The organism is Stieleria maiorica (assembly GCF_008035925.1).
Classification (GTDB): Bacteria; Planctomycetota; Planctomycetia; order Pirellulales; family Pirellulaceae; genus Stieleria; species Stieleria maiorica.
The window spans coordinates 25,569-39,332 of sequence record NZ_CP036264.1 but is presented as its reverse complement, the minus strand read 5'-3'; the positions used below and the strand labels follow the sequence as shown (position 1 = coordinate 39,332).

The following is a 13,764-nucleotide window of genomic DNA, read 5'->3' as shown; positions in this document are numbered from 1 at the left end:
ACCCGAAACGTCAACACTGGTCTCGGACCAGCCAACGCTATGCGAAACAAATCACTTTTCTTGCTACTTGCCGGTATCTGCGGCACCGTTGCGGCCGTGGGCGTCGGACAGTGGATGCAGGCACAAAATGGCACTGCCACGGTGGACATGACCGAGATCTTGGTCACCACCGTCTCCATCAATTCGGAAGAACAAATCACGGCTGAAAAGCTGCGTCTGGAACAATGGCCGACCGACCGAATCCCCCAGGGAGCGTCGGCGGATCTGGGTCAGTTCGAGGGTCGATTCGCCAAGGTTCCGCTGTTCGCCGGGGAACCGATGTTGGATCTGAAGTTGATGGACGAAGTCGAAGACAAGGTGGTCCCGCGAGGGTATACCGTCGTCTCACTCCCGGCCGGCCGCGACGGAACGGTCAACTTGGTCAGCCCCGGCGACCGAGTTGACATCCGTGGCTTTTTCACCAAGGGCGAGATGTTCGCTCGTGACATGGCCTTGGACGTTTTGACCGGCATCAAGGTCTATGGAATCGACGGGATCACCAAGTTTGATCCCGACCAACCACGCACACGATCCGCCCGCGACATCCAGCTGCTGATCCGCAAGGCCGACGTCGAGGCGTTTGATTTCGCCAAGAAACTCGGAGAGATTTCGTTGTCGCTGGGAAGTCCGACGGCCGATGACGAAACCATTCCCGAAGGAGAGCCCAGCGAAGCGGCCCGCAACTTCCTGCGAGACCTGCAGGAGCGACGTGAAGAACAAGAACGGCTGCGAAAACTTGCCGAAGCGGAAAAACCCGCCGAGGTCGAGCAGACCGAAGCCGGTCCGAAGAAAGCCACGTTCCGCACGACAAAAATCATCAACGGACGAATGATTGTTTACGAATGGGTGGAAGGGGAACCGCTTCCGCGTGTCATCGGCGACACCGGATCGCTTGACCCGGCCAGCACCGACGACTCGGTTGAAACCGCCGTCGAGGAAAACAATCCGACGTCCGATGACTATCTCCGAGGAGCCGACAGCCCCTTCTTTCAGCCCGAAGGCGGAGAAGGATCTGAAGAGTGATCCCTCGATAGATAACCAGAGCAAATCAAGAACTCGTCGCCCAGCGGCGAGCGTGACCCGTCCCTTTTTTTACCCGACGTTACTCGCAACGAACTGAAGGATGCCGATGATGCAACTCATCGGCGCCGTGTTTCGGAGGATCCGAGACGATAGTTCTGCAAGGATGCACCTGCGATGCAAATGTTCCGAAATGCGGTTCGCCCATCCGCGCTCAAATTGATCGCCCTTCTCTCGGTGGCGTGTCTTGCGACTCATGCCGGCGCCCAAGAGGTCGACGACACTCAGCTGACGTCTGCCGCCTCGACGGCCGGCGCCGCCAACCACACGATCACCCGCTCGGTTGAGCGGATGCAAATGCTGGTCAAATCCAGCAGCATCCTGACACTGGAGGCGAAGATCCCGCGGTTCCAGGTTCACAACGAAGAAGTGCTCGGGGCCACACCGATTTCGCAGAACCAGTTGCAGGTGTTTGCCAAAACGCCCGGCACCACACAGATCAACTTGTGGGACACCGAGGACAAGCAGTACACCGTCGACATCACGGTGATCGCCGACGCCCGCGAGATCGAAGGCATTTTGTCGTCTCAGTTGCCGCTGGCGACCCTGAAGGTGATGCCGGTCAACGCCTCGGCAATCGTCTCGGGTTATGTCACCAGCGTCGACGATGTCGATCGGGCGATCGCGATCGTCGAGCAGTATTACCCGACCGTGGTCAACAACATTCGCGTCGTCGGTGTGCAGCAGGTCTTGCTGCACACCCGCATCATGGAAGTCTCGCGAACGAAGCTTCGCGAACTGGGCATCGACTGGGACTGGAGGGGCGACACCCGCAGCTTTACCAGCTATCCGGCCGGGATCGATACCAACACCGCGACGAACATTTTTCAGGGTGAAGAATTCAACGTGTTTGTTTCCGCACTTCGTCAACAAGACTTGGTGAAGTACTTGGCCGAACCGACGGTGATCGCCACGCACGGTCGACCGGCACGCTTCACCGTCGGCGGTCGGGTCCCCTACATCGTGCCCTCGGGCAACGGACAGGTGACGGTTTCCTATGAAGACTACGGCACCTCGGTCGACTTCCTGCCCTTCGTCGTCGGCCCCGGACGGATCCGCTTGGAAGTTCGCCCGGAAGTCTCCGAACCCGACGATTCGCGTTCGCTGGTCCTCTCCGGAACCAATGTCACGGCGTTCAGCCAACGCTATGTCGAAACGGCTGTGGAACTCCAGGCCGGCCAGACCTTTGCGATCGCCGGTCTGTTGCAAAGCCGCACCGAGGCGACCAGCCGTGCCACGCCCTTGTTGGGCGAGCTGCCGGTCATCGGTGCGTGGTTCCGTAGTGTCCGCGAACGACGCAACGACATCGAACTGTTGATCACGGTGACGCCCGAATTGGTCGATGCGATGGAACCGCACCAAGTGCCTCGTGGCGGTCCGGGTCTGCACAGCACGTCGCCCAACGATCACGACCTGTACATGAACGGTCACATCGAAGTACCGAACTTGTTGGGCGGCGATGGCTGCTCGATGAACAGCGGTCCGACCGTTTCCGGAAACGCGGCGATGATCCACAGCAACGTCATGCAGAACGGGGCCATGATGGCTCACGGCAGTCTGCTGTCCCCGGGCATGGGATTGCCGCCCGGTGCGACCCTGGACAAAGGTTCGGCCTTGCCGCCGGGAGCCATCCTCCCCGGCAACGAGCCGACGGTGGTCGGCGAAGGGGTCGTCATCAGCTCGCCCGAGGACAATTGAGTCCGATGGCTTGGGGCCGGGGGGCTTGGGGCCGGGGGGCTTCTGGCCTGGCGGCTTCCGGGCTGGGGGCAATCGGTTGTCGGTCACCCCGCCGACGACACCGCGGATCGGCGGCCACGTGGCCGCCGGATTGGGGAAAAGAATGAAGTTGAAATGAGCGACCGGATAGATCTGCAATGACAAACGTGCTACGAATCGCATTGGTCGACCCCAATGATGACACGCGTGATTCACTCAAGTCCATGCTTCTGGGCATGGACACCGTGTGGCTGGAAGCCGATTGTTCACGGTACGAGTTTTTCCCCGACGTGATCGAGCAGACCGCTCCGGACGTCGGCGTCATCTCGCTGGACAACGACAACGACAAAGCGATTCGGTTGGTCGAACGACTCGCCAGCGACGCGCCGGACACGGTGATCCTGGCGGCCAGTGAAAGCACCGACGGTCATTTAATTCTGCAAACGATTCGTGCCGGGGCGCGCGAGTTTCTCACGCTGCCGATGTCCCACGAAGACCTCGGCGCGGCGCTCAACCGTGTCAGCCAGCACAAGTTCGGAAGCAGCGAAGGCGGCGCACGGGGATGTGAAGTCGTCGCCATCGCCGGGGCGACCGGCGGCGTGGGAACGACCAGCGCGGCGGTCAATTTGGGCTGTATCTTCGCTGCCGACAACCGCAACAGCGTCGCCCTGCTGGACCTCGACTTGGCCCTCGGCGACGCCGACGTCTTTCTCGATGCGATCCCCGACTACACGCTCGCCGACGTCGTCCAGAACGTCTCGCGGCTGGACATCCAGTTGCTGAAACAGTCGTTGACCAAGCACACCAGCGGGTTGTACCTGTTGCCCCGTCCGGTCGAATTGCACGACACGGTGGGGATCACCGACGAGAGCATGCGGAAGGTCATCGGGCTGCTGAAAGCCTCGTTCACGCACCTGGTGATCGATCTGTCCAAGACCTACAGCGTGGTCGACATGGCCGCGATCGAAGCCGCATCGAAGGTGTTGCTGATCACCCAGCTGGACCTTCCCTGTCTGCGCAATGTGGTGCGTTTGATGATGAGCTTCGAGGAGGTCGAAGGGCTGCAAAGCAAGGTCGAAATCGTGGTCAATCGCGCCGGGCTGGAATCCGGACAGATCAGTCTGAAGAAGGCCAAGGAAACACTCGGCCGCGATATCTATGCGTTGTTGCCCAACGACTATCGCACGATGGTCGAAGTCCGCAACAACGGCGTGCCGCTGATCAACCAGGCCCCCAAGGCCGCCATCACGCAAGCGCTCCGCGACCTGGCCGCCAAACTCAGCGGCCAGGAACTCGCGGCCGAAACCGCCGAGGGCAGCAAATCGAACGAGAGCAAGTGGAAGATGTTCTGGCCCGGCGGAAAGTCTTAGAAGTCGATCGACGAATGGCCGTAGCGGAACTCGCCAAGAGTTTCGGCCCGCACCGCTCGCACAAATCCGTTCGTATCGCCGAAAGCCTTGGCGGCTTCCGCTACTTGGCCAACTCCAGGAATCGGCCTCCCCGAATCGCCTACGCCCCGGCCTGGTTTTCGACCCAGCGGATCAGCGTTCGGACCATGACACCGGTCGCGCCGGCGTCGCGATGGGGTTTGGGGCTGTCGGCGAACGCCGGTCCGGCGATGTCGATGTGAACCCAAGGCACATCGCCGACGAAGTTCTCCAAAAACTTGGCCGCGGTGATCGCGCCGCCCCAACGGCCTTCACCGATGTTCTTGATGTCCGCGACTTTGCTTTTGACCTTCTCGTCATACAGTTCGAACATCGGCAATTGCCAAACCGGCTCGCCCTCGGCATGCGCCGCGCCGGCGACCGCATCACACGCCGATTGATTGTTGGTCATCAATCCGGCGACTTCGTTACCCAGCGCCACCATGCAGGCTCCGGTCAGCGTCGCCAGATCGACCATCGCCGTCGGTTGCTGTTCGATGGCCACATCCAACGTGTCGGACAACACCACGCGGCCTTCGGCATCGGTGTTCAGAATCTCGATCGTCTTGCCGCTGCGGGTGACGATCACATCGCCGAGTTTATAACTGGAACCGCTGACCATGTTTTCGGCCAGCCCGCACAGTCCGATGACGTTTTTCTTGACGCCCAACTTGGCCAGCGCATGCATCGTGCCGATCACGGTCGCCGCGCCGCCCATGTCGCATTTCATGTCGACCATCCCGTCACTGGGTTTGATCGACAATCCGCCGCTGTCAAAGGTGACGCCCTTGCCGACGATCGCGATCGGCGGTTCGCCTTTCGCTCCGCCGTCGTGACGCAGGATCACCAAGCGGGGTGGTTGGTCACTGCCGCCGCCCACCGCCAGGATCGCTCGACAATTCTCCTCCGCCAATCGCGTTTCGTCCCAGACCTCACATCCCAGACCGACCTCGGCCGCCAACGCTTCGGCACGCTCGGCGAACGAAGCCGGATAGATGACCGAGGCGGGCTCGTTGACCAACCGCCGCGCCAGATTGACGCTGTCGCCGATCACGGTGCCCCGCTCGATCGCCGCCTTGGACGCCCCGGCGATCGCGATCGTCTGTGGCACATAGGTCGACGGTTTGGTGCGATAGATCGCCTGACCCTCCAGACCGTACAACGCGCCGGCAACGATGGCATCGTGATCGGCGGCGGCGAACGACTCCGGCAATGCGATCACCCACGTTTCGTGTGGTTTGGAAACCAAGGACCGGACCGCGGTGCTGGTCGACGTGAACGCGGCTTCACGATCCAGTTTTGATTTCTCACCCAAACCCATCAACAACACCAGCATCGGGCCGTCGCCGCCGGGTCCGGGGATCAGCATCGATTCACCCGACTCCGATGAGAGTTTTCCCTGGTCCGACAGTCGGCTGATCACACCCCCGGTGGCCTGGTCCAGCGCAGCCGCCGTCGCCGACAGCGGTGCATCGTCGCACAGGCCGACGATCAGAACGTCGCATTTTTCACCGATCGCGTTCTCGGTGACGACAAAACGCGGGCAAGGCAGTTGTGGCAAGACGGAATTCGGTTGAGACTGGGACGGGCTTTCCGACATAAGATGATGACACTGATTGAGACATTGTTGAAAGACGTCTGAAACACTTTTTAGTAGTTGTAGTTTATCGACGACCATGAAACACCGCAGCACCCGAGACGTCGTCCAGGATCTTCGCGCCGGCGGGAGATTGCTGGAGGTGAGCGACGCGGTCGATCCGAACCTGGAAATCGCAGAGATTCAGCGTCGCGTGTATGCAAACGGAGGCCCGGCGGTCCTGTTCACCCACCCCACCGGCTGTCGGTTTCCGATGGTTTCCAACCTGTTCGCCTCGCTGGACCAGGCCCGTTACCTGTTCCGCGACACGTTGGAATCGGTCCGCCGCCTGATCGAAGTCAAATTGGATCCCTCGGCCGTCCCCAAACGGCCCTTCCGCTATGCCGGCGTCCCGCTGACGGCCGCTCGCATGTTGCCCAAGTTCGTCCGCAGTGCCTCGGTCGCCGCAAATCGATGCACGCTGGCGGAATTGCCACAGTTGAAATGCTGGCCCCGCGACGGCGGCGGCTTTGTGACGCTGCCCCAGGTGTTGAGCGAAGACCCGACCGACCCGGGGAATCTGATGAAGATCAACCTGGGGATGTACCGCGTCCAGCTGTCCGGCAACGACTACACCGACCAGGAAGTCGGCTTGCACTACCAGATTCACCGAGGGATCGGAGTCCACCACCGTCAAGCGATCAAACAAGGCAAACCGCTGCGTGTCGCCGTCACCGTGGGCGGCAGCCCCGCGATGACGTTGGCCGCCGTGATGCCGCTGCCGGAGGGTTTGACCGAATTGACGTTTGCCGGCGCGCTTGCCGGTGGACGCATCGGATTGCTCCGCGGAAACCACGCGCCGGTGTACCGCGATGCCGACTTCGCCATCGTCGGAACGATCGATCCCGAGGCGACCAAGCGCGAAGGTCCCTTCGGGGACCATTTGGGGTATTACAGTTTGGAACACCCCTTTCCGGTCATGAAAGTCGATCACGTCTGGCATCGCCCCGGGGCGATCTGGCCGTTGACGGTGGTCGGTCGACCGCCGCAGGAAGACACGACCTTCGGCCAACTGATTCACGAATTAACCGACCCCATCATCCCCACCGTGATCCCGGGGGTCAAAGCGGTCCACGCGGTCGACGCCGCGGGCGTTCACCCCTTGCTGCTCGCGATCGGCAGCGAACGCTACATGCCGTACTTGAACGAATCCGCCCCGCAAGAATTGCTGACCCAGGCCAATGCGATTCTGGGCAACGGCCAACTGTCGCTCGCCAAGTATTTGATGATCACCGACGACCGTGCCGACCAGCTGGACATTCACGAAATCGACGCGTTCATCCAGTTCGTCTTGCAGCGCGTGGATTGGAAACGCGACCTGCATTTCCAAACGCAAACGACCATCGACACCTTGGATTACACGGGCACGGGATTCAACAAGGGTTCGAAAGTCGTCATCGCAGCGGTCGGTCCGGCCAAGCGAACGTTGCCCACCGAGCTGCCCGGTGATCTGCAATTGCCCGACGGATTCCACGCTCCACGCGTGGTGATGCCGGGCGTGTTGGCAATCGAGTGCCAAGCGTTCGAGAGCGCGACGGGAGGCTCCGACGTCGTGCGTTTTTGCGAACAGTATCGTCCCGAAGACTCGATCAACGCGTTTCCGTTGATCACCCTGGTGGACGACAGCGAATTTGCATCCCAATCGCTGAGCAATTGGTTGTGGACCACATTCACCCGCAGCAATCCGGCGACGGATCTGTCGGGCATCGGTGCCGAAACGATCGCCAAACACTTCGGATGCCGCGGCAGCGTCGTCATCGACGCCCGATTCAAACCCTGGCAGGCACCGCCGGTGATCGAGGATCCCGAGACGGTCGCCAAAGTCGACGCCCGTGCCGCCCGCGGCGGCCCCTTGGCAAAGTACCTGTAGGTCCCACGGATTGTGCCGATGAGTCGATTGAAAACCGTCTACGATTGTGACGCCCCGGTCGCGCTGGTGACCGGCAGCGGTGCCCCACGCGTCGGCCGCGAAATCGCAATGGAACTGGCCCGCAGCGGATGTCGCATCGCCTTGCATGCCAACACCAGTGTGGCCGAAGCGGAACAGGCGGCGAAACTGTTATCGCAACGGTACCGGTGCGAATCGATCGTCACGCAAGGTTCGCTGGAAAAGGATGACGTGCCGCAGCGTCTGGTCGACGAAACCGTCGCCGCGTTCGGCCGCTTGGACATCCTGGTCAATAGCGCCGCAATCTGGTCGCCGACACCGATCGAGCAAGTCACCGCCGCGGAGATGCGTCGATACTTTGACATCAACACCGTCGCCGTGTTTCTGGGCGCCCGCGCCGCCGCGGCGGTAATGGCCGACCAAGCCACCGGCGGATCGATCGTCAACCTGGGCGATTGGGCGACCGCGCGTCCCTACCTGGATCACGCCGCTTACTTCCCCAGCAAAGGTGCGATCGACGTGATGACCCGTTCGCTGGCCGTCGAGTTCGCCACACGCAACGCCGCGATTCGCGTCAATTGTGTCAAACCCGGCCCAGTGCTGTTGGCCGATGAAGTCCCCGACCGACAACGATTGAAACTTTGTACCAGCACCTTGACCGGCGGCATCGGGACCGCCGAGCATGTGGCCCATGCCGTCCGCTTTTTGTGCGAAAACACCTTTGTCAACGGCGTCTGTTTGCCGGTCGATGGCGGCCGATCGATCTACTCACCCGACGGGTTGCAGGTCGGTGAGAACACCGGTTAACAAAAAAACACCTGCCCGGAGGTGGTTCCGGACAGGTGTATCGCTGGCAAGACAATTCGGTTTCGCCGCCGTGCTACTCAAAGACGACTCCTTTCTTTACCTCCCTAAAAAGGTGCGTTTGAACCAAGCATTCTTTTTTCGGTCAAATGCTTTCAATTTGTCGATCACACTGGGGTTCGCGTCCTCCTGGACGTCAACACTCCGAGGTGGCTTCTTGATCGGCTCCGTCTCCGATGGTTCCACCGCGTCGTGATAAATCGCTCGGCGGATCGGTGGGACAATCGCGACCGGTGGCTGGCTGGCATCCAAGACAGGTGCCGGGACGGAGTTGCCGACAAGGGTCGAATGTCCGAAGTTCCATGGTGCAGCCGCCGCGGCACCGGCAACGCCGAGCACGAGGAGGGCGACAAGGGCTATCTGTTTCATGGAGTCTAAACTCCTTTTGATGAGAAGGTTTCCGAGACACCGAAACATTCCCGCCAGTTAGCCGAACGCAATCAGAAAGCGGCGCTGATGCCGGCCAATCCACCGAGATCAGCGTTCAGGACGACCCGTTATGTTGAATCCAGGCGACTTTGCAGGTTATCGAAGCTGGACGACCGGCCGACGCGGGAGGGGGCTGCAAAAAGGGGCCAGGCCCGGACGCTGGCGCGATCCGGCTGATCTCAAACCATGACCAGCCGTTTGGCGCGAGCCTACGGGCCCTAACGGGAGGAAACACCGCTTCACTGATGCGGTATTGGACGAAGGCCTACCCCGCGTTGGCGATCCGATCCTTACGCTTGGGGTCGCGCCAGTTTTGTCAGCAAGCGATCGAACGCGGCCGCGAAGGCTTTTTTGTCTTTCGCACCGTAGGGCGCCGCACCGCCGGTCGCCGCACCGGTCCCGCGCAGCTGGTCCAAAAAATCCCGCATCGACAGGCGAGAGGCGATATTGGATGGGTTGTATTCATCGCCGCGCGGGTCGATCACCGCGACCTGCTTGTCGACCAATTGGGCCGCCAAGGGGATATCTGCGGTGATCGCCAGATCCCCGACTTGGCTATGGACAACGATGTACTGGTCGGCGACGTTGGCCCCCTGGCGGACGACCACCGACCGCACGGTGACCGCCGACTTGGGAATCGACTGGGCCGTGTTGGCAACCAAGACGGTTTCGATCCCCAATCGATCGGCCGCGCGAAAAACGACCTCCTTCACCTCTCGCGGCGCTGCATCGGCATCCACCCAGATCACCATCCCACACGCTCCCACTGTGATGCCCACTGATTCATTTCACATCCATCTGTACGGTCCCCGACCAGACACGAACCTCTCCTCCGGCGGTCCGATGCCGCCGATCCCCACCAGTTTCGAAGCCGCCGGCGAGCGGCTGCAACGGTCACTGCCGATGGTGTTGCTCGAGCCCGACGGATCGTTCGCTTGGGCCGGCAAGCATCACCAGGTCGTCGGCATGATTTACGACGCCGCGATGGAGATCCAATATGTGGAATTGCGGGGCCATTGCGACGCGAAAAACTTGCGAAAACTGGTCGAAACGTTGGCGGGCACCGTCGAAATCGACCCTTTCGCGGTGATGGTGCTGCCAGAGCGGCAGTGGAAAAATTTTCAATCCTTTGCAAATTCACTCGTCGCTTCCGCCCCCTAGCACGTCACTGCTGCCGGTTTTTGAGTGACACAAGGACGGATTGGGGTCCAAAATCACGGAGAACGGGAACTTTTTCGCGAACTTCCCGTCAAAATCTCGTCTCTGGTCCACTGATTGGCACGCTTGATGCATTACCGTTTTTTCGTCAGATCGCGTTGATCCGACACAATCGGTTTAAAGTAATCAAATCCTTTTGATTCTCTAAACCAAGGAACCAGAACCGCTGATGCGAGTGTAAGCGTTGGCCCTGTTTTTAACGAGGGATTGAACATGATGACTGCTGTTTGCCACAACGATGTCTTGGAATCGGAATTGACTGCTCAAAATGAGACGACTAGCCAAGAAATCAACTTGTCAGACGACGAAATCATGCGTCGAGTGCGCGACATTCGTGCGACGTGGTCGCTTTCTGAGCGTGCGGCGCGGCGTGAAGAAGCCGACCGCCGATTTGAAAACCTGATCGAAACGATCTTCGCCGAGGCGGCTTGATTGGGTGCCGGAAAGAACCTCCGAACCCCTCCCGGCGGGACGGGTTCGGTGCGTGGTTTCGCGCCTGCGACGTCCCGTTCGCTATTCCAACGTGTCACCGCCGAGCGGCTGTTGGTCGATCGATTGTCCGACCAAGACGCCGTGATAACGACAGGCTTCTAAAAACGACTCGAGTAACACCAATGCGGCGACGGCATCGAGCTGTTTCTTTCTTTTCTGGCGACTCAATCGCCCCCCGGAAAGCCGTTCTTTGGCCGCTGCGGTACTGAAGCGTTCGTCGAACAAACGCACCGGCAATCCGGTTTGATCGTTCAACCAACGCGCAAATTCACGGCACTCCTTGCTCTTCTGACTTTCTCCGCCGTCACAGTGGATCGGCAATCCCACGACGAAGCCGGCTAATCGTTCTTGCCGCGCCAGATCGCGGAAATAGTCGGCGTCTTTGGCCTCACCGCGAACCTGATACACCTCCACGGGACTGGCCAAGATCCGATCTGGGTCGCAAACTGCGATTCCGATCCGTACCGTCCCATAATCGACGCCGGCCAACCGCCCCGATTCGGGGAAGGACGGCTGCGACCGCTGGGAATCCGCCTGGCTTAAATCGGGTCGATGTTCTGCAGTCATCGAATTTCGGGTTGCTGATGCGTTCCGAGTGTCGCCGTGTTCTCCGAACTCAGCGAGCGCGAACAAGCGAAGTTTTGCCCAGCGCCGACCTGGGAGAGGACGGCGACTGTCCAGCCCGATCGAATCCAACGCCGCGCTAGACCACCAGTGCGGCGTCCCAATCTCAAACCACGTTTTGAGCGGCCCTGCTGGCCAAGTGATTCTTAACCGCTTGGACGGGCAGCGGGATGCCTCGGATCACTCCATCGACAACCAATTTTTCGCCAACGACACCTTGGAAATCCGCCACAATCATTCGACCGCGACGCGCTTTGCTCAACCGGATCATCAAGATCAGCCGATCGCCGGGGACGACCACGTCGCGGAACCGGGCGCTATCCACACCACCAAAGCCGACCATTTCCGCACCGAGCAGATCGTGCTTTTGGGCAAAGAAACTTGACAGCTGCGCAACCGCTTCGAGCTGGATGACGCCCGGCATCACGGGCATTCCGGGCATGTGCCCGCGGACCCAAAATTCGTCGTGCCCGACGTCTTTGTACCCGGCGCAGGTGAGCGTCTCGACATCCTCGTAGAGGATCCCGGACAGATGCTCCATTTCATGTCGTTGCGGGTTGAGCTCGCGGATCGCGTCTAAATCGGCGACCAGCTCGCTGTCGCGGAGCAGAGAAAGATCAACAATAAAATCGGTTTTTGGCACAGCAATCGCCTCGGAGTTTCAGAGTCCCGAGCAATCTCAGGTCTTGATCTTCTTGCGTTTCGCCTTGCGAGCCTTGGCGTTTGCTGGACGACGGCCGTGGTTGGCCTTTTTCAATTTGTGGTGTGGCTTTGCCATCTTGTTTGTAAATACTGGAGTGAAAGGAAACGGGTTCGGGGATGATTTGAGTCCCGGAAAATAGCAGAACACCTGCTCTCGCGGTAGCCTGACCGTTGTCCTGGGCCCACGGTTCGGGGCACATTAATTTAGCAGTTCAACCGGCGTCCGGCACCGTCCGCTGGGCACCGAGATGTGCAAACCGGCGAGATTTCATCGTCCGATCGGTAGATCATAGTCGGAAATCGGCCGAGATCAGCGATAGATCGTGCTGGGGCGAGCCGACGTCGCCATCGGAGACGGATTCGCCGAGCCATAACTCAACTCATCCTGGGGCTGGGAAACCGAGTAGCGTCCGCTGTCGATCACCGATGGCGGTCCCAGTGGGCGGGTCGTCGACGCCTGCGGGGCGGGACTGGCGGCGGATTCGCGGCCAGACGATGCAGCCGAGGCGATTTGGCCGAGGGCCGTCTGCTCACGACGCCGTTGGTACCAGCTGGAGGATGTCTGCGACGGCGCCGCCGGTCCGGTCAGTGCCAGGCTGCGGGGGTCGGCAAGACGACCCGCCGAGGGTGCGGGGGCTGCCGCTGCGAGCGACCGTGATGGCTTGGTCCGGGTCGATACAAACGATTCGACCGGGCCGCTGCCCTGGGCCACCCATGCCAACCACTGGTCTTGCAGCTGCTTGAGCGACTCGTATCCGTAATGGGCTTGGACATTCGCCGTCCACGACGAACTCTCCATGTACCCCTCCAGAAATTCGATGAATTGTCGGGGCCCGGATTGTTCGATCAAGAACCGGCACACCGAATAGCCTTGCGCGTACATCGGCAGCATGTCACTGGGGTACTCGGTCAACAGGAACAACCGATTCATCGGAATGCCACGACGATTGCTCAAGTATTCGCGTAACTTCACTTCGTGCTTGTTGCGTTCGGCGGAATGCTCCACCGTCGTGCAGATCCCCTCATCTGCCCAGCGCGGCAAGGGACGCCCGAAGTGGGTGGCCATCACCGTGTGGGTGACTTCGTGTGGCAGAACGCTGTCCAGAATGCGCTCCCGCGACCCGATCACCCGCATTTGGAAATTGCCGACCGGCGAGCGGTTATAGGTCGTCGCTCCCTGGGCAGCCAGGTGCGGCCCGCAAACCACTTCGATGGGACAGGGGGTCGACCAAGGCGGCAACGGTTTGCCGAGCCAATAGACCGCCAATTCATCGCGGAATCTCTCCGCGTCCCGCGCCACCGATTCGGCCAGCTCTTGCGTCGGCGCGTGGACCAGAAAGTTCTGCGTGCGGGCGTTTTGGGCAACGACGTGTGGATCGGAACCGCCCCACACCAGCGCGACCAACACAGCCGACAAAACACTCCAACGTCGAACGGCTTCCATGCCGTGGCTCTCCGAATTGCGAGACTCCGGACCCTCATGCTTTCAAAACCGCGTCCGTTGCGGCCCTGACACGGGACTTCCGGGCAGTCTAGGGATCACCGCCGACCGCTGAAAGAGAAGTTTTTTCAACCCGCGCCGTCGGTGTCCAGCCTGCAAACGCTCCCCCGTCGCCTAGCGACTCGGGGGAATCGGCTAAAGCCTAAAC

Annotated in this window: 14 protein-coding genes; 7 read left to right on the top strand and 7 right to left on the bottom strand. The window is 60.5% G+C overall.

Annotation, left to right across the window (positions count from 1 at the left end):
• The first annotated feature begins 39 nt into the window (after positions 1-39).
• From cpaB to Mal15_RS00160, 3 genes are all read left to right on the top strand, one after another.
• Positions 40-1,062, top strand: a complete 1,023-nt coding sequence (cpaB, locus tag Mal15_RS00170; protein ID WP_147865894.1) for a Flp pilus assembly protein CpaB — start codon at positions 40-42, stop codon at positions 1,060-1,062.
• A gap of 174 nt (positions 1,063-1,236) precedes the next feature.
• Entirely contained in the window at positions 1,237-2,817 is a 1,581-nt protein-coding gene (locus Mal15_RS00165) for a type II and III secretion system protein family protein (protein WP_233903200.1), read from the top strand.
• Positions 2,818-2,993: 176 nt separating this feature from the next.
• Positions 2,994-4,205 carry an AAA family ATPase gene (locus Mal15_RS00160; protein WP_147865893.1) on the top strand — a complete coding sequence of 404 codons (1,212 nt, stop codon included), beginning with the start codon at positions 2,994-2,996 and terminating at the stop codon, positions 4,203-4,205.
• Between the two features lie 139 nt (positions 4,206-4,344).
• On the opposite strand, the gene Mal15_RS00155 is transcribed toward Mal15_RS00160, so the two are convergent.
• Positions 4,345-5,823: a leucyl aminopeptidase gene (locus tag Mal15_RS00155; RefSeq protein ID WP_233903199.1), complete on the bottom strand. Its 1,479-nt coding sequence runs from the start codon at positions 5,821-5,823 to the stop codon at positions 4,345-4,347.
• 115 nt (positions 5,824-5,938) lie between these two features.
• Between Mal15_RS00155 and Mal15_RS00150 the strand changes: the two genes are divergently transcribed.
• Together Mal15_RS00150 and Mal15_RS00145 are read left to right on the top strand one after the other, a co-directional pair.
• A complete protein-coding gene (locus tag Mal15_RS00150; protein WP_147865891.1) occupies positions 5,939-7,768 on the top strand; it encodes a UbiD family decarboxylase in 1,830 nt (609 codons plus the stop codon).
• A gap of 18 nt (positions 7,769-7,786) precedes the next feature.
• A complete protein-coding gene (locus Mal15_RS00145) occupies positions 7,787-8,593 on the top strand; it encodes an SDR family oxidoreductase (protein WP_147865890.1) in 807 nt (268 codons plus the stop codon).
• A gap of 96 nt (positions 8,594-8,689) precedes the next feature.
• Here Mal15_RS00145 and Mal15_RS00140 read toward each other — a convergent pair whose 3' ends face one another.
• Both Mal15_RS00140 and Mal15_RS00135 read right to left on the bottom strand, forming a co-directional pair.
• Positions 8,690-9,019, bottom strand: coding sequence for a hypothetical protein (locus tag Mal15_RS00140; protein WP_147865889.1), 330 nt, complete (start codon positions 9,017-9,019; stop codon positions 8,690-8,692).
• Between the two features lie 350 nt (positions 9,020-9,369).
• Positions 9,370-9,831, bottom strand: a complete 462-nt coding sequence (locus tag Mal15_RS00135) for a YaiI/YqxD family protein (protein WP_147865888.1) — start codon at positions 9,829-9,831, stop codon at positions 9,370-9,372.
• Between the two features lie 19 nt (positions 9,832-9,850).
• Here Mal15_RS00135 and Mal15_RS00130 point away from each other — a divergent pair, with 19 nt between their 5' ends.
• Together Mal15_RS00130 and Mal15_RS00125 are read left to right on the top strand one after the other, a co-directional pair.
• Positions 9,851-10,240 carry a hypothetical protein gene (locus Mal15_RS00130; RefSeq protein ID WP_147865887.1) on the top strand — a complete coding sequence of 130 codons (390 nt, stop codon included), beginning with the start codon at positions 9,851-9,853 and terminating at the stop codon, positions 10,238-10,240.
• 270 nt (positions 10,241-10,510) lie between these two features.
• The gene (locus Mal15_RS00125; RefSeq protein ID WP_167546536.1) at positions 10,511-10,729 is read left to right on the top strand and encodes a hypothetical protein; all 219 of its coding nucleotides are present in this window, start codon (positions 10,511-10,513) and stop codon (positions 10,727-10,729) included.
• 81 nt (positions 10,730-10,810) lie between these two features.
• On the opposite strand, the gene ruvX is transcribed toward Mal15_RS00125, so the two are convergent.
• The 4 genes from ruvX to Mal15_RS00110 all read right to left on the bottom strand — a co-directional run bounded on the left by ruvX (position 10,811) and on the right by Mal15_RS00110 (position 13,559).
• Complete coding sequence (gene ruvX, locus Mal15_RS00120; protein WP_147865886.1) at positions 10,811-11,356, bottom strand: Holliday junction resolvase RuvX; 546 nt, start codon at positions 11,354-11,356, stop codon at positions 10,811-10,813.
• A 163-nt stretch (positions 11,357-11,519) separates the two neighbouring features.
• Complete coding sequence (locus tag Mal15_RS00115) at positions 11,520-12,056, bottom strand: 3-hydroxyacyl-ACP dehydratase FabZ family protein (protein WP_147865885.1); 537 nt, start codon at positions 12,054-12,056, stop codon at positions 11,520-11,522.
• A gap of 36 nt (positions 12,057-12,092) precedes the next feature.
• Positions 12,093-12,191 carry a 50S ribosomal protein bL37 gene (locus tag Mal15_RS35035; protein WP_390623451.1) on the bottom strand — a complete coding sequence of 33 codons (99 nt, stop codon included), beginning with the start codon at positions 12,189-12,191 and terminating at the stop codon, positions 12,093-12,095.
• Between the two features lie 234 nt (positions 12,192-12,425).
• Positions 12,426-13,559, bottom strand: coding sequence for a hypothetical protein (locus Mal15_RS00110; protein WP_147865884.1), 1,134 nt, complete (start codon positions 13,557-13,559; stop codon positions 12,426-12,428).
• Positions 13,560-13,764 lie beyond the last annotated feature (205 nt).

Bases quoted from the DNA above. Each gene is read 5' to 3' on its own strand.
- Mal15_RS00130 (WP_147865887.1), top strand. From the start codon at position 9,851: ATGCCCACTGATTCATTTCACATCCATCTGTACGGTCCCCGACCAGAC.
- Mal15_RS00135 (WP_147865888.1), bottom strand. From the start codon at position 9,831: ATGGTGATCTGGGTGGATGCCGATGCAGCGCCGCGAGAGGTGAAGGAG.
- Mal15_RS00110 (WP_147865884.1), bottom strand. From the start codon at position 13,559: ATGGAAGCCGTTCGACGTTGGAGTGTTTTGTCGGCTGTGTTGGTCGCG.
- Mal15_RS00160 (WP_147865893.1), top strand. From the start codon at position 2,994: ATGACAAACGTGCTACGAATCGCATTGGTCGACCCCAATGATGACACG.
- Mal15_RS00125 (WP_167546536.1), top strand. From the start codon at position 10,511: ATGATGACTGCTGTTTGCCACAACGATGTCTTGGAATCGGAATTGACT.
- Mal15_RS00150 (WP_147865891.1), top strand. From the start codon at position 5,939: ATGAAACACCGCAGCACCCGAGACGTCGTCCAGGATCTTCGCGCCGGC.
- Mal15_RS00140 (WP_147865889.1), bottom strand. From the start codon at position 9,019: ATGAAACAGATAGCCCTTGTCGCCCTCCTCGTGCTCGGCGTTGCCGGT.
- Mal15_RS00165 (WP_233903200.1), top strand. From the start codon at position 1,237: ATGCAAATGTTCCGAAATGCGGTTCGCCCATCCGCGCTCAAATTGATC.
- Mal15_RS00145 (WP_147865890.1), top strand. From the start codon at position 7,787: ATGAGTCGATTGAAAACCGTCTACGATTGTGACGCCCCGGTCGCGCTG.
- cpaB (WP_147865894.1), top strand. From the start codon at position 40: ATGCGAAACAAATCACTTTTCTTGCTACTTGCCGGTATCTGCGGCACC.
- ruvX (WP_147865886.1), bottom strand. From the start codon at position 11,356: ATGACTGCAGAACATCGACCCGATTTAAGCCAGGCGGATTCCCAGCGG.
- Mal15_RS35035 (WP_390623451.1), bottom strand. From the start codon at position 12,191: ATGGCAAAGCCACACCACAAATTGAAAAAGGCCAACCACGGCCGTCGT.